This is a genomic window from Paraburkholderia edwinii, assembly GCF_019428685.1.
Classification (GTDB): domain Bacteria; phylum Pseudomonadota; class Gammaproteobacteria; order Burkholderiales; family Burkholderiaceae; genus Paraburkholderia; species Paraburkholderia edwinii.
In genome coordinates this window covers 4,823,462-4,847,931 of record NZ_CP080095.1, presented here as the reverse complement: position 1 = coordinate 4,847,931, position 24,470 = coordinate 4,823,462, and the positions used below count along the sequence as shown (strand labels likewise).

Sequence of the window (24,470 nt, the reverse complement as noted above, 5' to 3'; positions counted from 1 at the left end):
GAACGACACTGACGGCCCACCAGCCCGGCCATCCAATGCGCGAAAAAAGCCCCGCACGTACAGGTCGTGCGGGGTATGGACAAGTGCCCGATCGCTTCATGTACCGGGCAGATTCACTCTAGATCATGGCTGCTCGACGGCAAAGGTTTAGCAACCGAGTCGTGCGGCGATGTCTAGGATCCTGGCGCCAAGTGCCATGCGACGTTGGACACCAATCCTGCGTTTAATTGTCCCGTTATGGATTTGCCATAGCGGCAGTGAGGTGCCACTGAGTCGCATGGCGGCGGAGCGAATCAGAAACGGCCGCATTCGGCCGATAGTGTTGAAAAACTCGCTTTGTCTCGCCGCACGCGCGACGCTCAAAAAATCGACCTCTCAGATCGACGTATAAGCCCTTCGTGAGCGCCGGCCAAGGGTAAGAAGACCCCTGAAAACATCGCATAAGGCATCGCTAGCGAGTTTTTCAACACTATCGGCCATGAAGAGACGTTCGGCGTTTCCTCGCGAACATCCGCATCTGTAGGAACATCGGACGTTCGGTGATTATGTGGCAGGGACTGTTCGCGCCATCTGGGATGCATGCTTCAGCCGATTTGCATGCGATGGTACGCCTAGCGAGGTTCCGTAGACCATGCCTCATGCGCCATCCTGATCAGCATCCCGGCAGCAGCGGAAAGCGGAACTGACATGCTGTGAATCGCCAGCGTATTGAACCAGATCGCTTCATCAAGATGTAAGAATCTGGCTCCTGGCCAGTCAAAGGCTTCGAGCGACAGTGGATCCACGAGTCCAATTCCCGCTCCGTTTACCACCAGTGAAGCGACAGTCAACGTATACGCCGCTTCGATAGCGATGTTGAGTGCTTTGCCCTGAGCTGCCAATAGTGCATCGATCTGGCGACGCGAAGTATCCGTAGACGATAGCGCGACAAAAGGATATTCCGCGGCGTCCATGACCGACACGCTTGATCGCCGCGCCAACGGATGACGGACGGGTACAGCAAGCACCGCGCGCCGTCGGGCGACAGACCGCGCAACGAGCCCATGCGTGTCGATGTGCTCGGCGGCGAAGCCCACATCGCAGCGCCCACTCGCCACACGCTCCCGAACCTCCGTTGAAGAATGGATCTCGTAACGAACGGATAGCTCGGGCAACTGGCGTTTCAACTGCACGACCAACTGGGGCAGCGGACCATATCCCATCGCGGGAAGACTTGCGACCGTCAGCAGTCCGCTGCGACCTTCACGCAGACTCCGCGCGCGCTCCCTTATTTGATCAAGACCCGAGAACATACGCTCCACGTCGATGAGCAACGCTTTCGCTTCCGGAGTCGGGCGCAGGCGTGCTCCGTCTCTTTCAAAGAGTCTCATTTGGAGACTTGCTTCGAGTTGGCCGATTAGTCGGCTAACCGCAGATTGGGATGTATGCATCGTCTCCGAGGCACGCATTGTCGTTCCCGTGAGCATGACAGCCCTGAAAGCTGCAATCTGTCGTTGATTCATGCCTGATGAATGTCTATACGGTTTTTGAATAGATGCAAATCAAGTCTGCATTAGCAAGAGAATAGCGACTATTGCACTATCCGGTTCATGACATGATGCTTGGTCGAGCATCATTCGAACAAGGGACGATACTTCGATTTTTCGGCGATCCCTTTTCGGCGCGCCTATGTGGACGCGCAAGGTCAATGGCACGTTCCTCGTGTACCTCTGGAAGATCACCGGAAGCTTTCGCTGGTTTCCCATCTGGGGCGTCAATTTCAGCTAGATATGCCGCAAACACAGGATTTACTCTCGAATTTCGCATTTGCGATTGAGCGCTTTGTTAATCTGAAAGGAGCACAACATTGCCACCCGACCGTACTCCGGGACAACACACAGGAACTGGCGTCGATCATCTATCGTCAATGGTCAACGAGGCATGGAAGAGCGGTGTCCTGTTAGCGATTCTGGCTTCGTTCACGTTCAGTATCATGAACGCGCTTGTGAAAGAAGCGAGCGCCACTCTTCCTGCTTCGGAAATTGGATTCTTCCGAGGCGTGATCGGCTCGGTCCTCGTCTATTTGCTGATGTTGCGCGAGAAGGTTTCATTCTCAAACCAGGACGTACCTATGCTCCTGATTCGGGGGCTGCTAGGCGCGCTATATCTCGTCTGTTATTTCTTTTCAATCGCGCATATCCCACTCGCTGACGCGAGCATTCTCGCACACATGTCTCCGGTGTTCATTATTCTGATCTCGGCCGTTTTTCTCAGGGAGCGTGTCGCAACACCCATCTGGCTTCTGCTGGGCGTCGTCATCATCGGGGCGGCTCTCATAGTTAGGCCATTCTCATACTCCACTTACTCCATGTACGCGGCGATTGGCCTGCTGGGTGCCTTCTTCGCGGGCGGAGCGCATGTCGCCATTCGTCAGCTAAGCGCGAGACATCACGCGTACGAAATTGTCTTCTACTTTTTGTCGATTGCCGCACTCGTGTCAATCCCATTAATGTGGACGGATTTCGTCTGGCCGACGAGCGAGCGCGAATGGATTTGCCTCATTACACTTGGCGTCGTGTCACTGCTGGGTCAATTGTTTCTGACGAAGGCGTTTACGCACGAAAGTGCTGCGATCGTTGCCGTTACCCGATATATCGGCATTGTTTTTAATGTGGCTTGGGGCTGGCTATTCTGGAGCGAATCGATAGGCACACTGACAATCGCGGGTGGGTGCCTGATCGTGGCGGCCTGTATCCTTCTCTCGCGCCTCAAAGGGGCCTAGGCGAAATTTCCGAAATGATCGTGTCCGCTTTTCGCTAGCGGACACTGAGCATAGTCCGGCAAATGACTGACAAGGGTCGAGCAGCGATCGTCTCATCCGACAGACAGCGGCCATGAAGCGACTTTCGCTTCACTCCTGAGGCAGTCTGCTTCAGCGATACGGGTCCATCGAGCCTATGCGCCGTCAGATACAACATCAATGACTGCGCACATCAAAATCCAGGTTTGAAGTTGCGACGATATGTCGAATTGCTCATCGATAGCCAATGCGATGTCGATTGCCTCGTTGAGCGTGCGCCGGCGTTGCAGCGCGATGAAAGCCGCATGCGCTGCGTCCGTCTGATCGACAACGAGGCAGCGCCATTCGGGACGCACAACGAGAGCTTGTGATGGCGCATCGATGCTTTGCGGAAGGGTTCCTCCGGGCTGGTGTCCGCGCCAGATCGCGGAGATCGCATAGCGCGAGCTGATGGCGCGGCACGCCGGATGAATAATGAGCTGGCATGCGAGCAGCGTTTCGGCATTGAACTGCTGCCATTGGCTCGCGCTGAGTGCGGCTGGCTCGGACGCGTGCGAGGCAGTGTGAACGGCCCACTCGAGTCGCGCGATATCGGCGAAATACGCATAGCGCGGATCCCGTTCCCGGTTGTCGATAAACGCGGCAAGCTGGGCTCCGTACTGGTTCAGGTCCCCGCTGTGCGATGAACATGTCTCTGCGTAAGCGCGCGCCAATGTCGAAAAATAGTGTTCGCCGACAAGTGCCAGTAAGACCGGGTATGCATTTTTCAGCGCAGCATGCCAATGCGCGTATGCGTTGCCGCGATAGATGTCGAGCCGGCGTGCTGCAACTTGCGGTTCCGTCGACAGCAGTTCGAGAAGCGCGGACTCTTTGCGTGGATCGCGGATGGCGTCAGCAAACGCCTGCTCAATGACGTCGAGCCGTGCCTTCATCGTGCAGCCCCGGCGTTCGAAGTGGTCACGCCGCAGGCGCGGGCCTTGTCCGCCTCATCGAGCAGGACGGCAAGTGGTGGGATGTCGTTGTCCCATTCGATCAGCGTGGGGCGTTGACCGAAACGCCGGATCGCGTACTTGTAAAGCGCCCAGACTTCAGGTGTCACGCGCGAACCGTGGTCGTCGATAACGGCGAAATCCGTCACGCTATGTCCCGCAAGATGAATCTCGCACACGACCTGCGGTGCAAGCTCGTTCATCGCGCGGATCGCATCCTCTCCATGATTGCGCTGATTGACGTAAAGGTTGTTGATATCGAGCAGCACGCCGCATCCCGTGCGATTCGCGAGCTCGGCGAGAAACGCGGCTTCGCTGTACTGGTCCTCCTTGAAGCGGATGTACGTCGAAACGTTCTCGAGAAGGATCGGGCGTGCGAGCGCGTGCTGGAGCGCGTCGACGCGATTGCACAGGTGGTCGAGCGCCTCGCCGGTAAGCGGCAAGGGGAGCAGATCATTGATGTAACCGGATGTCGATGCATTCCACGACAGATGTTCGGACACGATAGCCGGGACGATGCGGTCGACGAGGCGTCGGAGTTTGCCGGCATGCACAGTGTCCAGCGGCGTTAATGAACCTGGCCCGAGACCTACGCCGTGAAGGCTGACGGGCAGATCGCGCCGCACTTTCTCCAGCACGTGAAGGTCGTATCCACCATCGCCGAAATAATTTTCGCTATGGACTTCCACCCAATCGACGGGAGGAATGGTTTCAAGGAAATCCGCATAGTGCGCGTGCCTCAGTCCGATGCCCACGCCGGATAATTCCGCGAGCGACACGTGCTCAGTCATCGCCTGGCCATTGAGGTTGCGTCGAGTGACGTGGGGAATCAGGTGCCCACTGTTCCGCCCAGTTTCTTGCAGGTCCCTTCGGGCACATTCTTGAAGTCGCCCTTGTCGTAGTCGACCTTTGACTCGCCCGCGCAACCATGCACGCCGGTCTTGCTGGCGCAGTCATTCTGTCCCGCCTTGGCGATGCCATAGCACTGCACCTTCTTTTCGGCGTGCGCGGTTTGGTGCGCTACGAACGTGAGGCCTGCCAGGGCTGCGGCGATGACCGCCTGACGTGCAATCTCCTGTTTCATGATTCGATCTCCAGTCCGTCCGACAGGCATGCCAAAGGCGGAAAATGTGCGACTGAATGATAGAGGCGCCGCCTGTCATTTAATATAGCCTCAATTCGGGGCCGCATCTGCCGCACACTTCATGCATTGGATGTGGCAATCCGGCAAGCCCGAAAGTACCGCCTCCTACTTTATGTCGAAGCCATAGTCGCCGTGCGTGCGGTGGCCATCGGATGCAACCGCCGCCCAATGTACGGTGTAGTGCCCCATTGGCAATGGCGGCAAAGCGACCTCTATCGCATCGTGATCTTTCGCATCAACAGCGGCTTTTGCAGTGTTGACCTGTTTGCCGCTTGCATCGGTGACGGTCACGGTGGAAAAGGCGGGTTCCAGTGGCCCGTCAAAGACGATCCTCACCTCGTTGGCCGACGTTACGGTGGCGCCTGCTGCGGGAACCTGCGTACGGGGAAAGACGTGCGCGCAAACCGCGCTGGCCGACGCCGGTCCGAGCACGAATGCCAGCACGACGCAGGCCCGGATACGATGAGATGAGTTCATGCAGTGCTCCTTTACCAGTTGAATAAAGGCTTGCCGATCGTCGTCGGCGCGATGTCGTCGAAGAAGAGATGCGCCTGTACCAGAACACCAACGTGCGAGCCGCTCGCGCGATTGATCGGAATCTGCGCTTCGATGCCGAACTGACCATAGCGGTTAATCCAGATGAAGCCGGGGTTGACGGTACCCGTGGTCTGCCCCTGGCTTCGCGAAAGTGGAATCTCGACTAGCGGAATCAGGTCCGAAAACGGCTGGGGCAAGCCAAGCGAATGCACGTGCTGCTCCAGATAGGGCAGGCTGTACTGAACGGTAAAGCCGTAGTTGAACGCGTTAGGCTGCCCGGCTCCCGTCGTGAGTGCCGGCCCCGCCTCCGCCGTAATAGCAACCGGGCGCAGCCACAAAAGCGAATCCGGCAGGTCGCCCATGCCCTTGCCGGCGTAGATCGTCGGCGAGATGGTCGAGAAGCTGTCCGCAATTGCGCGGCTTCCCGTGCCGCCAAGTTCCGCATTGACGCCGATCGAAGTCATGAATTCGTGCGCTTCGTTCACGTAGAGCAGATACTTCAAGCCTACCTCGAAGTTGTCGAAGCCGTGCGCGGTCGGGTTGTTCTGCATCACGTATGTGCCGCCTACCGATAGCGCGAGCCGTGACGTAATCAGCTTGTCGTACTCGAAATCGAACGTGTTGATGCTCTGGTCGCCGTTGTCGCCCGGCACGCGGATGTGCCCGAACTGAAGATTGGCTTCGTCGCCGACACCGGGATCGTCGATGGACATGGTTGCGGGAAAGACGCGGTCGCCCGCGATCGCGTGGGCGTCCGCTTGCAACGGCAGCACGGCCGGGATAATGCCGAGCGCGACAGCTACGATCGTGAGCGACGCGCGTGGTGCCTGGCTTCGCATTGAACGGGGAATACACGACTCCTCCTTATTCCAGAGCATCGTCGCACTCTTGAAAGATGTCCATGCATGCGGGGCCTATTGTGGCACTCGGCGGACGCGCGCAAACCGAAAAATGGAAAGCGAATACTTAACCCGGTACAAACCGGTGCTAAACTTCGCTCGCTGACGCAGCTACGCATCCATCCCTTATGACTCTTCACGCCCGTCGACGCCTGAGCGCATGGCTTGGCATGCTTGCCATGTGCCTTGTCGTGTTCGTGCCGGTCGTGAGTCAGCTGGTGGCGTCGGCTCATGTCGCGGAACCGGTTGCGGTGCTCTGTTCTGCCACGCAAGTGGATGGCGGCAGTCATCATGCGGGCGATCTGCTTTCCGCGTGCGGCTACTGCGATCTGCTCGCCACGCATGCGGCGCCGCCACCTATCCCACCGACCATCGTCCCGGTTCTTCTGCTGCCGGTTGTGGCCGCAACCGTCGCGCTCTCTACACGCTTCACGCCGCTCGGCGCGTTTCCATCCGGGCGTCCACGCGACCCTCCCGCCTTTTCCTGATCGTCGTTCGCCGCACGCCGCACCGGCTTGCGCCTTTTGAAGGCGCGCATAGCTGTTTCCAGCGGCGTGTTCACCAACACGCACAGGAAATAACAACATGCTGTACTTCGCTTTGCGAAGCCTTAGCCGCGGCATTCGGCCGCGCAGGCGCCATGTCGCCTTCGGACTTCTGCCGCTGACGCTGGCCGCTCCAGCACTTGCGGACACAGCCGGTGCGCCTGCGGGCGCGTCGTCTACTGCTCAGACCAGCACCGGTTCCACCGCCAACGAATTGCCGGCCGTCACCGTGACGGCAAGCAGTGCCGGCAGCTATCGCCGGGTCGTCGATCCAAATCTGCCGGCATCGACCGAAACGGTCACGCGCGAGCAGTTCGAGAACTGGAATGTGGTCAACACCGAAGATGTACTCAAGTACCTGCCGAACCTCGCAGTGCGCAAGCGCTTTATCGGTGATCTGAACTCGATCATTGCGGTGCGCGGTACGAGCAACGTGCAAAGCGCGCGTGGCCTTGTCTACGCGGATGGGCTGCTCTTATCGAATCTGCTCGGCAACAGCTACTCTTTTCCCCCTCGCTGGTCGATGGTGTTTCCGGACGAAATCCAGCAGGTCGACGTGATCTACGGTCCGTACTCCGTGCTCTATCCCGGCAACTCGCTGGGCGCGACAGTGCTGATCACGACACGCATGCCGACGAAGTTCGAAGCGAGCGCGGACGTCAAGGCCTTCACACAACACTTCGATCTGTTCGGCGTGAATCGCAACTTCAACGGCACCGAGTCCAGCGCGACCGTCGGCGACCGGATCGGCAAGTTCTCGTTCTTCGTCGGCGCGAATCACCTCGAGAACACCGGTCAGCCGCTGCAGTTCGCGACACTCGCGCAATCCAGCACGCCTGCGAAGCCGGGCGACACACCGGTCACGGGCGCCTATTTCTACAACAACCAGACCAACGCGCCGACCGCGGTGCTCGGCGTCAATGGGGAAGGGATCGAGCGCACGATTCAGGACCAGCTGAAAGTGAAGATGCAGTACGACTTCACGCCAACCGTGCAAGCGGGTTTCACGCTCGGGTACTGGCATCAAACGTACAACAGCGAGACGTCGACTTTCCTGCGCGACGCGAACGGCAACCCGGTGTACAGCGGCAAGGTCGCGATCAATGGCTTCGAGTACAACATTCCGGCCGCAGCGCTGGCGCCGAGCCTTGGCAATAGCGAGAACTGGCTGTATGGCGCGTGGTTGAAGACTCATAACGCGTCAGGCTGGAACGGCGAGGCCATTGCGTCGTACTACGACGTGTCGAATAGCGTCGCGCGCACCGCCAACGCGGGCGGTCCCGGTAACGGACCGGGTGTGGTCACGTTCGGTGACGGCACCGGCTGGAAAACGCTCGACCTGAAAGCGACGTACACGCCCGCATCGCCGCAAGCGGGCCTGCTGAACCATGCGTTGACGTTCGGCTATCACTACGACAACTACTTCCTCGACAACGAAACCTACAACACGGCGGCCTGGCGCGACGGCGCGTCCGGCAGTTTCGCCAACGCGTTCAGGGGGCGCACGCAAACGCAGGCCGCGTATGCGCAGGACGCGTGGCGTTTTCTGCCGCGCTGGAAATTCGTCTATGGCGTGCGCTACGAAGACTGGCGCGCGTACGACGGTTTTCAGGCGCTGGGTGCCGCAACCTTGCCTTACCCCGAAGCGGACCAGCATCATTTTTCGCCGAAAGCGTCGCTGTCTTTCGATGCGACCGACGATCTGACGCTGCGCGCATCGATCGCGCGCGCGTATCGCTTCCCGACGGTCGGCGAGCTGTTCCAGGGGCAAATCAACGGTTCGTCGATCATCAACAACAACCCGAATCTGCAGCCAGAGGACGACCTGTCGAAAGAGCTGACCGCGGAATGGGCACACTGGAACGGCCTGTTCCGGCTCTCGCTGTTTCAGGACGACGTAAAGAACACGATCTTTAGCCAGACCGATACGACCGTGATTCCAAACGTGACGAGCTTCCAGAACATCGGCAAGGTGCGTTCGCGCGGCGTCGAAGTCAGCTACCAGGGGCAGGACGTGTTTCTGCGCGGTTTCGATCTGATCGCGAATGCCGCATACACGCAGTCGAAGATCATCGCCAATGCGCAGAATCCCGCTACGGTGGGCAAATACTTCTACCGTATTCCGCTGTGGCGCGCGAACGTCGCCGGCACTTACCGTTTCGATGCACGTTCGGCGCTGACGCTTGCAGTGCGCTATTCCGGCAGGCAGTACAACACGCTCACGAATACCGACACGAATCCCGATGTGTTCGGCGGCACCAGCACGTATGTGGTCGCGGATGCGAAGTTCACATTCCGGCCGACGAAGCAGAGCGAAATCGGCGTAGGCATCGATAACCTCTTCGATGAGCGCTACTACGTCTATCACCCCTATCCGGGCCGTACGTTCTACGTCGAAGGCCGGCTTCATCTTTAAAGGAGGAGGATGTCATGTCCACTACCGTAACCCGACCACCGAACCCGCGCACGACGCCGGCTGCCGCCACGGCAGCGGGCCGCGGTTATCGAACGCTGTGGCGCTGGCATTTCTATGCCGGCTTGTTCGTGATGCCGTTTCTTGTCGTGCTCGCGCTGACCGGTACGCTGTATTGCTTCCAGCCGCAGATCGAGCCGCTGCTGTATCCGCATCGGCTCGTCGTCGAGCCGCGCGAAACGCCGCGTCTTGCCGAAGACATGTTGCTCGCAAATGCACGCCGTGCACTGCCGGCAGGCTCGGTCGCGACGACCGCACGCATCTCCTCTCGCACGGACCGCAGTGCGGAGTTCGTCTTCCGCCTGCCCGATGGCGACAAACAGAGCGTGTATGTGAATCCGTACGACGGCACCGTGCTCGGCACGCTGAGCGTCGATCGCCGCTTCATGCAGCTCGACCGGATGATTCACCGAAAGCTGTTGCTTGGAAAACCGGGTGAACTGCTGATGGAACTGGTCGCCTGCTGGACGCTCGTGATGATCGGCACAGGCGTCGCGCTCTGGTGGCCCCGGGCAGGGGCGTCGCTACGTGGCGCGCTCGTGCCGCATTTTGTGCTGCGCGGCCGGCCGTTCTGGAAGAGCATACATGCCGCGCTCGGAATCTGGCTTGCCGTGGGCGCGCTCGCGTTCGTCGTCACGGGCTTGCCGTGGACCGGGTCATGGGGCAAGCAGTTCAAGGCGCTGGCGACAAGCGCAAAGCTCGGCTCGCCACAGGGCGCGTGGGGCGGTTCGCCGTTGCGTTCGACGATACCGGGCGCGAAAGCGCAGCCAATGTCCGCGTCGCATGCGTCACGCGACTCGGACATGGATTCGATGCCGGGCATGACGATGGACGATCTGCCGCTGCCGCAGGTTCCATGGGCTGCCGGTGCGACTCGCGTGCCGCAGTCGCAGCAGGTGGGTCCCACGTCATTGACCCTCGACCAGATCGTTTCGCAGGTGGGTGCGCTCGGCCTCTCCGATGGCTACGACGTCGCGTTACCCGCTTCCGCAAGCGGGGTGTACTCGGTGTCGTATTTTCCGGCTGACCCGAAGCTCGAGCGCACGCTGTACATCGATCAGTACAGCGGCGCAATACTAAAAGACATTCGCTACGGCGATTACGGCGCGGTGGCAAAGGCAGTGTCTTACGGTACGTCGCTGCATATGGGCCGCTACTTCGGCCTTGCGAACCAGCTCGTTTGTACGGCGATTTCGCTTGGACTGGCAACGCTCGCCGCGACGGGCTGCGTGATGTGGTGGAAGCGCCGGCCGGCAGGCACGCTCGGCGCCCCCGCGCGCGAGCGTGCTGGTGTGCCGATGCGAGGCTGGAAGGTCGGCCTCGTTGTGCTTGGCCTTGTGTTTCCGCTGATGGGAGCGACGCTGGTCGCGGTCTGGCTGATGGACCGCATGTTGTTCGGCCGCGAATCGCGGCCGGTCGCAGCGTGACGCCATAAGGCATTTTCGTGCATAGGAGAACGACATGACGGCCACACGAGCATTCTTTCTGGTTGCGGCATCGTTCGCATGGGCGGGAAGTGCTACCGCCGCCCCGGCAACGATGATGGTGTCCGACTGCTGGATCCGGCTATTGCCCGGCGATCTGCCATCGGGCGGTTATTTCAGCGTCATGAACATGGGCCATAAGCCGGTCGACCTGCTTCGCGTGCAGACCGACGCGTACGGCAGCGCGATGCTGCACCAGACGGTCAGCAACGGCAGTATGTCGAAGATGGACATGGTGGATAAAGTCAGTGTGCCTGCCGATGGCACGCTTGCATTCAAGCCAGGTGGATATCACGTGATGCTGGAGCAGCCGAAACGGCCGCTCAAGGTCGGCGACAGGATTCCCTTCATATTCGTCTTCAGCGACGGCGAGCATCTGCAAGCCGAATGTGAAACGAAAAGTCCGGCCACGATGGGTCACTGAGACGGCATCCGCACGAAACCCGGCGTGCATGCCGTAAGGTATCGCGCACAAACGCATTTGTTATTCGTCCAGGCGTTTTCCGCGCGATAATCGGCGGCACGATGGTTGCCGCAAGGCATTAATAGGGAATATGGTGAGGCGATTGTCAAGGCCATAGCTGTGCCCGCAACTGTGAGCGCGGAGCCCGGCGCGATGAAGACACTGGGAAACCGGGAAGGCGGCGCCGGACGATGATGCGTGAGCCAGGAGACCTGCCACTGCCCGGGACGTCGACACCCCCGGTCCTGGCCGCCCGTGTCGGGTGGCTCAAACCCTGGCATGCGAGGACATTCATGCAACGGCAATACCTTTCCCGTCTCTTCGATGATGGCGCACACGCACTGCGCGGTAAGGTCATCGGGATTTTTTCGCTGCTTATCGCAGGAAACATCGGCATCTGGATCTGGGCGCTAACGGCGCTGCATGGGCGGCCCGGCCTTATCGGTACCGCAGTGCTTGCCTATACGTTCGGTTTGCGTCATGCAGTCGACGCCGACCATATCGCCGCGATCGACAACACCACGCGCAAGCTGATGCAGGGTGGCAAGCGACCCGTCGCAGTGGGTTTCTTCTTTTCGTTGGGCCACTCGACGATCGTCATTGCACTGTCGGTCGCGGTGGCGTTTGCGGCGGTCACATTGAAATCGCGCTTTGAAGACATGAAGGCAATCGGCGGTGTGATCAGCACATCCGTCTCAGCCGGCTTTCTGCTGGTGCTGGCTGTGGTCAACGTGTTGATCCTCGTGTCGGTCGTGAAAACGTTCCGGCGCGTGCAGCGCGGCGAGCGGCTGGTCGAAGAAGACCTGGACATGCTGCTCAACAAGCGCGGCTTCCTCTCGCGCGTGTTTCGTCCGCTGTTCCGGCTGGTCACGCGTAGCTGGCATATGTATCCGATCGGCTTCCTGTTTGGACTGGGCTTCGATACGGCGACAGAAGTTGCGCTGTTCGGCATCTCTGCCGCGCAGGCTGCCGACGGCATGTCGCTTGCGACCATCCTGGTCTTTCCGGCACTGTTCACCGCCGGCATGTGCCTGATCGATACGGCGGATGGCGTGCTGATGCTCGGCGCGTATGGTTGGGCCTTCATGAAGCCGGTGCGCAAGCTCTACTACAACATCACGATCACCTTCGTTTCAGTGGTAGTCGCCGTGCTGATTGGTGGCATTGAAGCGCTGGCGTTGATCGCAGACAAGCTCGATCTGAAGGGGGGCTCGTGGGACCTGATTGGCGCCGCGTCGGAGAACTTCGGTTTGCTCGGCTACGCGGTGATCGGCGTCTTCGTCGCGAGCTGGCTGATTTCTGTGCTGTTCTACAGGTTCAAACGCTACGACGATTTGCCGGTCAATCTCGGCTGACAGAGTCTCACCACATGGACTTGGCAGATGACCGCTTCACGTCTGGAAGCAGTCATCTGCAGGGTGGACTCGAAGGTCTGCTCAGGGTCGGGAGCGGAAGCTCGGTGTCCGGCAGTGCACGTTCGATTTGGAGCGCGGAGCAGTCGTGGAGGCCCGGACGTCACCATCGAGAGGGTGAGATCAAGTTGCTGATTGAGCGTTCGCTATCGGCCCGCGGCGGGCGTTAGCAAAGGCGTCGACGAGCAAACCACGACTCTCCTTGCGCCTCGCGTGAGAGCCACGTAGAGGTGTTGTGCAGTCATGCGCTCGGGCTCAAGAATGACCGCGACGTCAGCCTCCAGACCTTTCAGAAGAAGCGTGCTTCCAACGGCGCGCCGACCCAGCGGCCGACCCCGATGACGGTTTCGCTCGCGAGCCTGAATTGCCGCGCCAATGAACCCACCTTCGCCGCCGGCGGCTCTAAGCGCTGAGATGCAGCAGTGCAGCACTTCGGGTCGGTAAACGCGCGCACCGCGTTGGTCCGCGAGGGACTGGAGCAGGTCAATTGAAGTCGCGTGGCTGGGAGCAGCCATAAACGTTACTGCTGCGACTTCTGCTGGCGTTGCGGGCGTGCGGGCTCGGCCGCCTCGTATCGTTTCGACTCGCGTGAGCAAGTTTGCAGCACCCACCCCGGTCATCAGTGATGTTGCGAACTCGGCAATTTGTCGCAGCGCGTTGGGACTTGCCAAATCGAACTGGCGGGCGAAGTTCACTAGGTCTCTTAGGTCGACAGCCTCGACGGAAGTGGCGCCCGGCGTCTGCATGGTGAGTTGATGGCGACCATTGACATTGATGGAGTCGCCTATGACGAGAACGCGGCCGTCTCGGTTTGGTGCTTCTGTCCGCGCGGCCACCAGTCGCTGCTGCAGTTCCGCACCGCGGGTTAGCTGAACCCACTGAACTGCCTCTGGCGCTCCACGCAAATCCACAGGTTGGCCAACCTGCAATGATGCCCGGGCTTGAAGTAGCCAAGCACCCAGCGCGTCCATGCCTACGAGTTGCCATCGCCAAGGAGTCTGCAATGCGCCAATTGGCGGGAACGCAGCCTGAGCCTCACGCTCCCAGTGGACCAGTGGATCGCGGAAGCCGAATATCGCCTGCATCGGGTCACCAAGAATACATGTGGGGAGCGTCTGCGCGATGGAACAGACGATCGCGTGCTGCGCGGTGTTGCAGTCCTGATACTCGTCGACCAGCAAGCGCGAATATGTCGAGGTTATTGGGTCATTGATGTGACCGGCCTGCAGGATCCCTTGCACGGCACCTCGGATGGCAGGGTAGTCGGCGTTCGGGTTGGCCAGTTCGAGAACGCGAGCGTCTAGGCCCGTGCGGAGCGGAAACTTGCCCGCAAGCCTCATCGCGAAACCATCGATGGTCAACACCCTGTACGCTGAGTTCGGGACGCCGCCACGCTGGAGCCTAGCGCGTAGCGCAGCGACTCCTGCATTAGTGTGCGTCAACACCAAGACCGGCTTGCTGTCGGTGTGCTGACTCAGCGCGTCGGCGATGAGCTGGGTCTTGCCGCATCCGGCTGGAGCGGTAACTGAGCCTAGGCGCGCCTGAAAGATATCGAGTTCAGGCGGCGGCACTCGTCCACCCCCAAAGCAGGTTCGTAATTTGGACGAAGCCCGGCTCTGCATTCGCTATGTTAGGGCCGACGACGTCCTTGGCGACTTCCTGGAAACCGCTCACTGACTTGAACCAGCCGTTCTTGTTGTTGCGAGCGGCAAGTCCGAGCAATGCTCGGCTCGCAGGTGTGTAGCCGCCATTCAGTCGTTCGGCCTCTATAGCATCCAAGGTAACTTGCCCGTTCGACTTCGACTTGATGTGCTCGGCCATGAGCTCGCGGCCGACCATCTCATCCGCCTTATTCAGCAGGGCGTGCACTGCGGCATCGCTTGAATGGCGAAATAGCTCATCCTCGAGTGCCAAGCCAGGTCGCCACGTGAGGAGCTGGCCACCAGCCGCAACGAATCTCTCGACGAGTCCGACGGTTGAAACAGGCTTGTCTGCGTCGACGAAGACGAGGACGCGATATCCCAACTTGAGGAAGGCCTCCCCTCGTGTGAAGCATTGGTCGGGGCTTCCTCCGCCTGCGTCCACGTATGACCCTCCGTGGGCCAGGAATGAGGTTGCGCCGCAGTGGACCCACCACTGGTCCATCCCGCGAGCGAATCCGACCTCGCTGGCGCCTTCGCAGACGATGACGGACTTGGACAAGAAGGCCTCGGCCGCCTTGCGCAACGTGCCCTGGATGCCGTCGTCCGTACCGGCACATGTGGCCGTGTGGATACCCAAGCGCTGGCGCACGACGAAAAGCTGGTTGCCGGCGAGCTCCCTGAGCGTCACTGGTGAATGGGTTGTCATAAAGACCTGCAGTGGCTGGGTCGCGTCCTTCGCTCCGACTGAGTCGAGCAGGCGCATGAGCCGGTGCGGCTCAAGTCCGTACTCGACTTCATCTACCAGGGCGACCGTGGCGGCTGCGGCTGCGGCCCTTTGCAACCCCGCGACAAGGAGCCGCCCCGACCCGGTGCCCAGCGACCGCAGAGGGATGCCGGTCTCGCTGTGGAGCGCGATAGCACCCTCGCCAATCGACACCGAGTGAGCATCAAGTAGCGCCTGTGCGCTCGCACCGACGGCCACGCCTAGGCCAGCAGCTGTTTGGGTGACTACTTGCAAGGTCTGGGCGAGTTGCGGGCCAGCTTGCGCGCCGAAGGTTGCGCGAGCGGCTCGTGTCGCGCCAGCGAGTTCCGAGCCAAGGTTCGCGCGCTCGTCCGTGAGCCGATTCAACACTGAACCCCTAGCCCAGGAAAGGTTCGTGTTTGCGTAGGTGCCGATTCGAGCTGGTGCTAAGAGGCTGCGGTCCTTCCAGGCCAGAGACCGTTCCAGTTGCTGGTGGACGGTTCGATCGGAATAGAGTGTCCAGCTCGGCTCAAGGTCGCTTTCGACCTCAAGCTTCAGCGTCAGAACCGTTTCTAGACCTGCGCGCGGCTCGTCTTCAAGCACTCCAGTGCCGAGATCGAATCCGCGAAGGAACTCTCCGTAGGTGTCGATGTTCTTCAGCGCGTCTGGTAGTGCGCCGAGCGTGATCGTAATCGCGATGGTCCGAGTGACGTCCAGGCCGAAGAAGTCTGTGTCTCCGAAAGGTGCGCTCCTCCGCGCTCCGAGGCATAGGTCGATGGCATCGAGGATGGTCGACTTGCCGCTGTCACCGGGGCCGATAAGGCAATTCACGCCGTTAGATGGTGTCCAATCGAGCGTCTGTATCGAGCGGAAATTGCGAATTTCAAGGCGACGAACGCGCGTCATGTTTCCTCTTAGTTGGTCGGGTAAATATCCCAACACGACGTGAAGCTGCCACAAGAATGCAGGGGTACTCGTTAGGCATACCCCAACGTCAGGTCTCTCAGACAAACGAGCCACCGGAGTTTGGATGCTGACGGACCGCATGTAGCCTCAAACTGTCGCTCAGATTCTATCTTTCAACGACTCAGACCGGCGCACGTCGCAATTGGTTGGATACCCACTGAGTTACTTCACAATCCTCTTCGAGCACGCGGGTCGTTGGGGTTCCGGCCGCTTCGAATCAACTCCATGCCCTGGCCGAATACCTGGATAGCTTCCCGCTCATCGTCGGTCAGATTTTGCTTCGTCGCAAGCGCGCCGATTCGCGTCGCGAACGCTTCGAGATCAGTGGGTGCGCGCAAGTACGGTTCGAATTCGTGCGGATCCATCGAGACGATCCGATCGACTACCCGGTTACCTGCGGTTTGCGATGTGCCAATTCGCCGGGCGTCGACGAGGAGACGCAAAATCGCGTTGTCATTCTCCAGTACGGTTTGGAACCAGTCTTGTACTGTTGTATCACCCGCCCACGTGTGCCAGACATGCAGCAAGAAATGAACGTGCGGCAGATCGCATAAAGTACCAGCCCGTGCAGCGTCATGCAGACGCTGAACAACGATTGACTTCATTTCGTCGACCCTCCCAGCGGCGAACTGCCGGAAGACCGAGTCGCGCTCTTCGGCATCGGGCTCGTGCATGCGTGCGATGCTCCACGCAACATGACAAGCAACAACAATCGCATCTCCATTCCGTATTTCTTCCAGAACGATCGCAGCACGATCGGCGTCAGGAATTACCTTGGCGAGGTGATGCACCAACCAATACACTTGAATTTCAGGGCGGATGCTGAAAAAGTGTTTCAGCGCATTTCTTGGGTCCGCAACGAACTGATCTCCGACGCGGAAGAACGCATCAAGACAGGCCTTGGCAAAGCGTGCGGGCAGATCATCGCGCTCCGTCAATGCGTCGATCAGATCGTTTGCCTTCCCGGTTCCCGCCGGACGGCGTTGATTGTTCGCGGCCTCCCACGCTGCCGCCAGCGCGTCAACGTCGTCGCCCAAACCAATGAAATCCCGAAGCTCGCGTTCACCCAGTTCGTGCGGCGACAGCGAGAATCGAAAGTACCTGTCGAACTTGTCCGAAATGCAAACGCGCGCCTCGACAGTCCAATGTCGCAGTGAACTGTTTCCGTGATGAACGTTGCCCCAAACCGCTTGCGTGCGCGGGAAGAGTCGAAGGATCAGGGCTTTGACATGTTCCTGATATTTCTCTTCGAGCAAGCCCAGCCAGCCCTCATGAAAAGTTCGCTCATCGGCTCGCTCGCCGCGATCGGGTGCGACTCCCGTGAACCTGTCTTTGTTGTCTCGGATGACCGCATACGCGTCTGGCGCAAACACACGCAAGCATTCGAGAGCAATGAAGTCGACCGGATTCACTTCATCGCGAATTCCGGGGAACGTAACGAGAAGTGCGTTAATGGCGCGAACTACGTCGCGGGGGGTCTCGATGAACGGTGCGACTCCATCGTGAAACACGTTTGCCCAATGAGTGTGATCGATGCCAATCGCTCCGTCGTCGAGGCCGCTAAAGAGAACGTTCAAGTCAGACACGAATTTGTCCAAGACGAGTTGATGCGAGACGGCTGGCAATGCGAACTGCGCTTGAACGATTTTTTCGAGGTATGCGTTTCCGTCAGCTATTCCCAGTGCGACCCGTAACGACTCAGAGACTACGCGCCGATCAAAGGCAAGAACATAGACAACATTGGGAAAATCCGCGATTGCCTTAATCACTTTGAAGACTTCGCGCACCTCTTCCGGCGTGAGTCGGTCGATGTCGTCGATAAAAACAACGAAACGCTGGCCACTGTCTCGCAGCGCTTTCGAAATTTCGTCTTTGAGCTTTGGCACATCCTTCGCCTTCCGCTTGAACTTTTTCAGGAAGAACGAGATGGACTCTTTCATCATTGGGACCGGGAAGCCCGCGCCTGCGGCCATGCTCACCGAAACGGCAGATCCAATGGCATCTGCGTATTCGGCAAGAGCATCGGCGACGCTCATCAAAATCTTGTTTTCGCTGGGAAAGCGAGCCCGCAACTGAGCTAGGAACTGCATGGCGAGCTGTTCGCGGTCTGCAAACCACCAGGGATTGAAATCCACCACTACTGGAGTGCCGCGATCCGCGGTCGATGACGCATTGTCCTCCGGTGATAGGTAATGTCGAACGAAGTTGAGTAAGCTCGTCTTGCCCGCACCCCACGGACCGTCAATTGCCATGACGAGGCCTTGGGGGCTAGGTGTCGCGCGTGTTGCTTCAGCGATTGCACCTGCGAATGGCGCGTATCCAAATGCATCGAGCGATGGATGCACTTGCGGTAAGTCACTGCCCAGCGGCGTCTTGAGCGTTGGCGATATGCGAGCCGCATTCTGGTTTTTCGCTGCCAATTCGATCCCCGGTGAGTTTGTCGTTCTGTGTCTTGAGGTAATCCTACCTTGCTTAGCGAGAAACTTTTGGCTGTTGCTTTCCACCGCCGCTGAATGCAACATTTCGAGGCTAGAATGCGGACGCGTGGAGCTAAAGCCCGATGCCCAGGCCAAGTGCTACGTCGTTCTAACTCGCGCACGGTTCTGCGCGGTAATAACGATTCGGATCAAAGTCAAAAATTTCAGCGATGGCGGTGTGGGCGCGGTGATGCGCGCGATACTGTATCCCAGGGCGTGCGTGTCCGAGACACGATAGCTGGCGAGCTTCGTGCAATGCACGCAGATGCCCACACGGCAATCAAGCATTGGCGCAATTCAAACTGAGCGGGGTAATGATCATGGGTGGCGTCGGCATCGAGTTGCGGATGGACATTCTTCGTAGGGCGGCCGATCAGCAAATTCTCAAACCGTTGCAAACTCACGGATGGGCCGCTTCTGTCACAGCTGCTGACACTGGTGGCGAATACCTGGTCATAAGTGCGACAAAGTCAGGCGTGACTCGCAAGCTCGCCTTAATGTATACATCTGCTACGGATAATCGTTACTACAAGCGACTAGACGAGATTGTGGATCAAATATTCGTCAACGGGGCTTTGTACATGGTCGATAGCTTCGCATTCGGGATATCGACGCCCGTTTCACCGATCGATGATTTTTTCCCTGTACTTGTCGATTGGAACAAACAGGTGGCACCGGAAGTCGTAGCGCCAACGGGCTCACGGAAGGTCCACGGCATTCGACACATAACGGCCGAACGACCGGTCGATGAGGTATGGGCACATTTGACGCAGCTTGGGAGCGTGAAGTTGGCGGGTAGGCTGGTGGCACGGCGCGCCGTACAAGAATCCGCCGACCTGTCATCAGAACAACTACAAGCAAAATCAGCGGGTGTCGCATACGCGATTCGAAATGCCGCGGATTACTTTCGTGGAGCCGCGAACGAGAGTTTGAATCGTCGTATCCTCAGCATCTACTACGGTTCGCTCGCGCTAGCGTTCGCGGAGATGTTGGCCTCGCCGAAGGGTGCTGCAGACCTAGATGAAGTAGAGGGCATGACAAAGCACGGGCACGGCCTGTTTACCGTTCCGTCTGCAACGGATGACCTCGGAGCGCTACATATCGGTGTGCTAGCGACGGGCTTTTTCCCGCGTTGGGTGGCATTCCTCGGCTATGGGACCGACAAGTACCCGAGGGCAAAACCAAAGACGCCCAGTGACCTTGAGAACATTACTGCCAACTGCGTCACGACGCTCGGCGAATTGCTCTCGACGCTACCGGAACTCGAGTCGCTCTTTCTTGATGTATACGATCTCGAACCCTCATGGGTCGCACCTGTGTTCGACATGGAATCGAACCACTTGGGCCAAGCGGGTGTGGTTGGCAGCAGTTACGTGCGGTTCGTTGACAAATCGGCTCGCCTCTCTGAGGACAGGCTGCGTATGACAAACTGGCCGATTGCGGAACTCGCTCGGGCGCAAGATGACGTCGGACAGAGGCATGTTTTTCGTGCGAGAGTTGACCACTCCGGGTTCGACTTTTGGTACGAGGTGCTTCCGATTCATCACAGTCCATTCACGCAAACCGGAACGCTGATTCTCCCGGTCTTGGCTGGAATTCACGAGTATCGCGCAATCTGTTTGGTCATCCTCTACGCGCTATCCATTCTTGTCCGTTACATGCCCAGTGCTTGGAGGCGCGTCGAAGGTGGCGACTGGGATCAACATTCGGCGTTAATCGTGCGAATGCTCGAAGTGTTTGAGCGAATGTTGCCGCAAGAGTTTCTCGAAAGCATTACCGACGATCACGTGCACGCCAGCCTTCCAGGAGGATTTTTTTGACGACGTGTGGTGGGCTAGCCGCCATTGCACACTTTCAGGATGGTTGGATGTGAAACGGCACTTGTCTTGGTGAGTCGCGAATCTTTAACAGCCAGCCACTCGGACAACCAACGACGCGTTCGGAGAGTGAGATTGAAACTACATTTCCATCCGGCACGCGGAGAAACCCGTCATGATCTTCTCTACGTCGGAGAATTGAACATAGGCCTCGGGGTCGTCAAACACTCCGGCGGTCGGTTTGATCATCAACAGGTTCCACTGAGTTGCGGAGGTGCGACGGCTTGGAGCAGCTTCTGGATGTCTTGCTTCGGGTACACACAAGGCATCTGCTCATGGACGTTTTCTATGAGAATGCCTCCCGCGCCAGGACGGAAGGACGCTTTCGGAGGGCGAAGAGGATGAGTGCGTCGTGCTGGAATTCCGCCCCATCAACGGCCAGCAGATGCTCGTCGCTTGCCTTTGGTCGCGATGGACGGCACCGGGCGAACCTGACTTGCTGTCCTTTGCCGCCATCACTGACGAGCCGCGGCCTGAGGTGGCCGCGGCTGGTCACGACCGCTGCATCATCCCTATCAAGGAACAGTACATGGACACGTGGTTAAATCCCGACCCGACTAATCTGGCGGCGCTGTACGCGATTCTTGATGACAGGGACCGGCCGTACTACGAACACAGGCTTCCTGCTAAATCGAGGCGAACCAAGAGTGCCGGCAGCGGCGGTTCGTTGGATCAAGGGAAGGCGCAGGCCCTGGGAACCCGGGCTCCGCGGACCGAGCGTGCTGACGCGCCCTTAGTCTGGGAAAGAGCCGACCTGCGCTGTTGCGCTCGCACCTACGTGACAGACAACCCCGCTATGTTGCCTACTTGTGCTTGGGGCGGCTGCGTCGGGATGCCGTTGCGGCATCGGCTTGTGCTTTCTCGCGCACGCTCGCCAGTTGCTGTTCGACTTCGCTGACCAGATCACTCGCGCTGCAGTTGAGCGCTTTGGCCAAGGTCAGCAGCATCGTCAAGGTCGGCTGGTACTGTCCGAGTTCGAGCTTGCTGACGTAGACGCGCTGGATCTCAGCTTCGAACGCCAACTGTTCTTGTGTGAGGCGCGCCTCGAGCCGCCGCCTACGCAGTACGAGTCCGAAGGCTTCCGCTGCTTCCAAATCTGCTCCCGTGAAATGGGAGCACTGTCAGTTTGGCGCTGTACTTTGTCTTCATAGTGAACTATGAATTAAACTTGTTGCTGATCATCAGAGTTAAAAATCGGACGATTACCCGCTTCCGGATTTTTTGCGAGGTGTTGTGATGCTGCTGACTGACGCGACGTGGGCGGAATTTCATCCGGTCAGGAGGGCGTTGGTGCAGCCCTACAGCGCCTGGCGATGCGTCGGATGGGTGAACGAAACCACCAATTTTTGGGTGATTCCGACCGGCGACCTTGAGGAGCGTGAAGGGTTGCCTGACGGGTGGTTCGTCAGCGGCGGCGAGGCGCTGCTGAACATGGCTGGACAGCTGGATGCATGCAAACTGGCCGTCTACGCGATCGAGATGGGTCGCCGTGGTGCCGGGCAACTGGTTGAAGTTACGGCCCTGTGGAGCGAATTGGCCAATCCGGGGATAGCCGTTGCGTTCTGGTATGGAATCCCCGGCGGCAAGGTCCGGGCGTGCAATCGGACCCGAGCGGAAACTGACGTTCACGCTGGACTGGTTCAGGAGATCGCGTTCGGAGGGTGTGCGAAGACGACGGCTGCGCTGTAAGGACGGCTCCAAAAGACTGTGACCGTGCGGTCGTACGGCCGGAATCATCGATGCAAAGTTGTGTCATTGTCTGGAAGCCGGTGGGTCGTGGACGCAGCATCCACGACCGTCCATGTTGCCGTGTGACTTGCCTCCCGGTTGTGTTGCAGGTAGCGTGATCCGTCCGGATGGCGAAGTCCAACTTGACGAAGGGCGCTTATGATGGCGTTGCCACCGGCCGAAACAGGCGGGCAGTTCCGGGCGCGACTTACGGCGGCGCGCCGGGCGACGTTATCTTAGGGAGGTTGTGATGTTCAATTGGTTGTTGCGTTTCGCGGCGTCCCAAAGGAACATCGACGTGCTTGTGAAGTGGCTATGCGGCGGCATCTGCATACTTGGCATTGCCGTTTCGCTCCTGATTCTTGGTCACATCCTGTTTCCGAACTGGCGCTGATCTGGACTAGACAGCGACGACGCTAATGCCGGAATGGCATAGTGGCGCGCCACTATTCATGGCCTGATTGCTGTCATCCATATAACCGTTCCACTTCCCATCCGTTGCGCTGACCTGCCGATAATTCGGTTCGTTGCTTAGCATTGGTTAGCAGTGGCGCAGTGTACAAAGGCGACGCCTCCCTGTTGGCAGCATGCTTCAAGGAACGAGTGGGTAAGTGAGTCGCCCAACGGAGGAGAGCGGGCATATTGACGTAGAGACAGCGCCCAAACTATATCCATGCGCCTTCGGATAAAGCGGTGGTTGTAGCAGACGCTGGACGATTGAAAGCGTCGGCGTCTTGAGCGCAATTTCAGACTCCTCCGTCCGACGATGACATGAGTCGTATCGTCGCGGTGAGATCGGGAAACCGGTGTTGCTCTATCGATTTCCTGCGATATCCCCATGAGGTCACGCTGTTTACACTGGGTGATTGCTAACATGAGCAAGCATCGAACCGTTAAGAGGTTTCTCGTTAGTCGTCCTTTACAGCGTGGGATCCGCGCGATCCGAGATTGGCTCGGTAGCTGGCGATACGACGGTTCCGCCGCGAGAGAGCTGGTAGCGCGCACGCGACCAGCGAAGAAGCCTGATGGCCCGCTAAACAGAGCCCGAATTACACTCGTGCCCGTTGATCCGGCAATTCTCAGCGAATCGCGGCGTATGGCGATATTGGCGCGGTTTGGTATAGATCCGGACAAAAGCGGTGATCATCGAGGTCATTCGGAATGAGTGAGTGACACGACAAGTCTGACCCGGTAATGTCACGTCATCAAGCGTGTCGCGTAGCGCGGGCAAGCAGCCTAGGGATGATGCATCACTTGCCCATTGCAACATAGATAGCTGCGCCGTTGGTGCATGCCGTCGATCCGACCAGCTTGACCATTTCCGCGTTTCCGGTTTCACGAATCCCGTCGCCCTGTACAAACGCCCGGAAGATCGGCGCAACGTGGTTGGTTGGCACTGTATATTTATACATATCAGCTGTCGGGATATCGATGATTCTGCCCCCTTTCAAGCCACCGAAATACGAAGAGCTACGTTCGTGGTGGCTCCGATATGAAAGCGATGACGTGCGGCGCCTTATTCTTGAAGTGCAGGCCCAACGCTATGCGCTTCCCGAGATACGCACGCTGGTCGAGCAATGCCGCATCGCGGCCGAGAACAAGCAGCCGCTCGATCAACGGGTAAAGCAGATCAACAAGCTACTTCGTGAGATCGACGCGCAAATCCACCGGGCCGACAAGATCTACCGACCGACCCCGACACCGCATCCAAACGCGCCGCGTTCTCGCGCGTAGGTGCCGGGGCGGGAGTTCGACATCACGAGGTGCCGTGCGGGCTGCATGCGTCAAGTACCGGCCGGCCGCTCAAGAGAGGCGGTCCCGGCGCTACGTGATTTTAGCTTCGAGAATGGTTGCGCCATCGCTGCCTAACCAATGTACAGCGTTGCATGAAGTATCAAGTATTAAGCTATCGCACAATATTTGTAACGGTAGTGGCCGTCGTTGCACATTATGAAATAATGTGCAAGGCCAACGTCAAAACCACTACTCAGTTCACTTCTTTGGGATACCGGTTGGCGACATAGAATACGGCGGACGGGAAAGTCGAGTCCGCAGTTCTGCAGCGCCGCCCGCACCCGTTCGCGGCTTTCGCGCACTTCGAGATCGGGCAGACCCACGATGGAGAAAGCAGGTAGACCGTTGGCGAGGTGAACCTCGACGGTAACTTCGGGCGCGCGGCCAGCAGCCGGCGCGCGGCTCTTGACCACGGCAAGCGACATGTTTACTCCCGTCGGAACGCGCGGGCGTTGCCGCGCACTCCCATTAATGCGCTGATGACGTCACGGCTCGCTTGCCGGTGATGTGCAGCTCTG

At 58.9% G+C, this 24,470-nt stretch carries 21 protein-coding genes, 2 pseudogenes and 1 riboswitch; of the genes and pseudogenes, 11 read left to right on the top strand and 12 right to left on the bottom strand.

Annotated features, from left to right (window positions below; translation table 11 throughout):
* Positions 1–611: 611 nt before the first annotated feature.
* Positions 612–1,448, bottom strand: coding sequence for a LysR family transcriptional regulator (locus KZJ38_RS21545; protein WP_246641816.1), 837 nt, complete (start codon positions 1,446–1,448; stop codon positions 612–614).
* A 222-nt stretch (positions 1,449–1,670) separates the two neighbouring features.
* On the opposite strand from KZJ38_RS21545, the gene KZJ38_RS37190 reads away from it, so the two are divergent.
* Positions 1,671–1,943, top strand: coding sequence for an opine metallophore biosynthesis dehydrogenase (locus KZJ38_RS37190; protein WP_425518376.1), 273 nt, complete (start codon positions 1,671–1,673; stop codon positions 1,941–1,943).
* Positions 1,847–2,761, top strand: a complete 915-nt coding sequence (locus KZJ38_RS21535; protein WP_281425796.1) for a DMT family transporter — start codon at positions 1,847–1,849, stop codon at positions 2,759–2,761. The genes KZJ38_RS37190 and KZJ38_RS21535 overlap by 97 nt, the downstream gene beginning before the upstream one ends.
* A gap of 173 nt (positions 2,762–2,934) precedes the next feature.
* On the opposite strand, the gene KZJ38_RS21530 is transcribed toward KZJ38_RS21535, so the two are convergent.
* From KZJ38_RS21530 to KZJ38_RS21510, 5 genes are all read right to left on the bottom strand, one after another.
* Complete coding sequence (locus KZJ38_RS21530) at positions 2,935–3,711, bottom strand: HvfC/BufC N-terminal domain-containing protein (protein ID WP_219798146.1); 777 nt, start codon at positions 3,709–3,711, stop codon at positions 2,935–2,937.
* Positions 3,708–4,559 (bottom strand): MNIO family bufferin maturase, encoded by an 852-nt coding sequence (gene bufB, locus KZJ38_RS21525; RefSeq protein WP_219798145.1) that lies wholly within the window; start codon positions 4,557–4,559, stop codon positions 3,708–3,710. Before bufB ends, KZJ38_RS21530 begins: the two co-directional genes overlap by 4 nt.
* 38 nt (positions 4,560–4,597) lie before the next feature.
* Positions 4,598–4,852 carry a BufA1 family periplasmic bufferin-type metallophore gene (locus KZJ38_RS21520; protein ID WP_219798144.1) on the bottom strand — a complete coding sequence of 85 codons (255 nt, stop codon included), beginning with the start codon at positions 4,850–4,852 and terminating at the stop codon, positions 4,598–4,600.
* 165 nt (positions 4,853–5,017) lie between these two features.
* On the bottom strand, positions 5,018–5,389 hold the full coding sequence (locus KZJ38_RS21515; RefSeq protein WP_219798143.1) for a copper resistance CopC family protein: 372 nt from the start codon (positions 5,387–5,389) through the stop codon (positions 5,018–5,020).
* An 11-nt stretch (positions 5,390–5,400) separates the two neighbouring features.
* Positions 5,401–6,288 (bottom strand): hypothetical protein, encoded by an 888-nt coding sequence (locus KZJ38_RS21510; RefSeq protein WP_219800544.1) that lies wholly within the window; start codon positions 6,286–6,288, stop codon positions 5,401–5,403.
* Positions 6,289–6,476: 188 nt separating this feature from the next.
* On the opposite strand from KZJ38_RS21510, the gene KZJ38_RS21505 reads away from it, so the two are divergent.
* The 5 genes from KZJ38_RS21505 (at position 6,477) to KZJ38_RS21485 (ending at position 12,668) form a co-directional block, all read left to right on the top strand.
* Entirely contained in the window at positions 6,477–6,836 is a 360-nt protein-coding gene (locus KZJ38_RS21505; protein WP_219798142.1) for a DUF2946 domain-containing protein, read from the top strand.
* Positions 6,837–6,933: 97 nt separating this feature from the next.
* On the top strand, positions 6,934–9,309 hold the full coding sequence (locus KZJ38_RS21500) for a TonB-dependent receptor (RefSeq protein ID WP_219798141.1): 2,376 nt from the start codon (positions 6,934–6,936) through the stop codon (positions 9,307–9,309).
* A gap of 14 nt (positions 9,310–9,323) precedes the next feature.
* Positions 9,324–10,793 (top strand): PepSY-associated TM helix domain-containing protein, encoded by a 1,470-nt coding sequence (locus KZJ38_RS21495; protein ID WP_219798140.1) that lies wholly within the window; start codon positions 9,324–9,326, stop codon positions 10,791–10,793.
* A gap of 34 nt (positions 10,794–10,827) precedes the next feature.
* Positions 10,828–11,274, top strand: coding sequence for a copper chaperone PCu(A)C (locus KZJ38_RS21490; RefSeq protein ID WP_246641579.1), 447 nt, complete (start codon positions 10,828–10,830; stop codon positions 11,272–11,274).
* 85 nt (positions 11,275–11,359) lie between these two features.
* A riboswitch (cobalamin riboswitch) is annotated at positions 11,360–11,547 on the top strand.
* Between the two features lie 59 nt (positions 11,548–11,606).
* Positions 11,607–12,668, top strand: coding sequence for a HoxN/HupN/NixA family nickel/cobalt transporter (locus tag KZJ38_RS21485; protein ID WP_219798139.1), 1,062 nt, complete (start codon positions 11,607–11,609; stop codon positions 12,666–12,668).
* A 203-nt stretch (positions 12,669–12,871) separates the two neighbouring features.
* Here KZJ38_RS21485 and KZJ38_RS21480 read toward each other — a convergent pair whose 3' ends face one another.
* The 3 genes from KZJ38_RS21480 to KZJ38_RS21470 form a co-directional block, all read right to left on the bottom strand.
* Complete coding sequence (locus KZJ38_RS21480) at positions 12,872–14,347, bottom strand: UvrD-helicase domain-containing protein (RefSeq protein WP_219798138.1); 1,476 nt, start codon at positions 14,345–14,347, stop codon at positions 12,872–12,874.
* Complete coding sequence (locus KZJ38_RS21475; protein ID WP_246641578.1) at positions 14,283–16,070, bottom strand: ATP-dependent nuclease; 1,788 nt, start codon at positions 16,068–16,070, stop codon at positions 14,283–14,285. Before KZJ38_RS21475 ends, KZJ38_RS21480 begins: the two co-directional genes overlap by 65 nt.
* A 173-nt stretch (positions 16,071–16,243) precedes the next feature.
* Positions 16,244–18,496, bottom strand: a complete 2,253-nt coding sequence (locus tag KZJ38_RS21470; protein ID WP_219798137.1) for a KAP family P-loop NTPase fold protein — start codon at positions 18,494–18,496, stop codon at positions 16,244–16,246.
* Between the two features lie 344 nt (positions 18,497–18,840).
* Here KZJ38_RS21470 and KZJ38_RS21465 point away from each other — a divergent pair, with 344 nt between their 5' ends.
* Both KZJ38_RS21465 and KZJ38_RS36680 read left to right on the top strand, forming a co-directional pair.
* On the top strand, positions 18,841–20,373 hold the full coding sequence (locus tag KZJ38_RS21465; RefSeq protein ID WP_246641577.1) for a YaaC family protein: 1,533 nt from the start codon (positions 18,841–18,843) through the stop codon (positions 20,371–20,373).
* Positions 20,374–20,664: 291 nt separating this feature from the next.
* A pseudogene (locus tag KZJ38_RS36680) lies at positions 20,665–21,058 on the top strand (SOS response-associated peptidase family protein); the annotation flags it as partial.
* 175 nt (positions 21,059–21,233) lie between these two features.
* Here the strand turns inward: KZJ38_RS36680 and KZJ38_RS21455 are convergent.
* On the bottom strand, positions 21,234–21,524 hold the full coding sequence (locus KZJ38_RS21455; protein ID WP_219798136.1) for a helix-turn-helix domain-containing protein: 291 nt from the start codon (positions 21,522–21,524) through the stop codon (positions 21,234–21,236).
* Between the two features lie 142 nt (positions 21,525–21,666).
* On the opposite strand from KZJ38_RS21455, the gene KZJ38_RS21450 reads away from it, so the two are divergent.
* Entirely contained in the window at positions 21,667–22,119 is a 453-nt protein-coding gene (locus tag KZJ38_RS21450) for a hypothetical protein (protein WP_219798135.1), read from the top strand.
* Positions 22,120–23,408: 1,289 nt separating this feature from the next.
* Here the strand turns inward: KZJ38_RS21450 and KZJ38_RS21445 are convergent.
* Positions 23,409–23,570 carry a hypothetical protein gene (locus KZJ38_RS21445; protein WP_219798134.1) on the bottom strand — a complete coding sequence of 54 codons (162 nt, stop codon included), beginning with the start codon at positions 23,568–23,570 and terminating at the stop codon, positions 23,409–23,411.
* Positions 23,571–23,589: 19 nt separating this feature from the next.
* Between KZJ38_RS21445 and KZJ38_RS21440 the strand changes: the two genes are divergently transcribed.
* Positions 23,590–23,892: a hypothetical protein gene (locus tag KZJ38_RS21440; RefSeq protein ID WP_219798133.1), complete on the top strand. Its 303-nt coding sequence runs from the start codon at positions 23,590–23,592 to the stop codon at positions 23,890–23,892.
* Between the two features lie 227 nt (positions 23,893–24,119).
* Here the strand turns inward: KZJ38_RS21440 and KZJ38_RS36675 are convergent.
* Positions 24,120–24,377: pseudogene (locus KZJ38_RS36675) on the bottom strand (magnesium chelatase domain-containing protein); the annotation flags it as partial.
* Between the last annotated feature and the right edge of the window lie 93 nt (positions 24,378–24,470).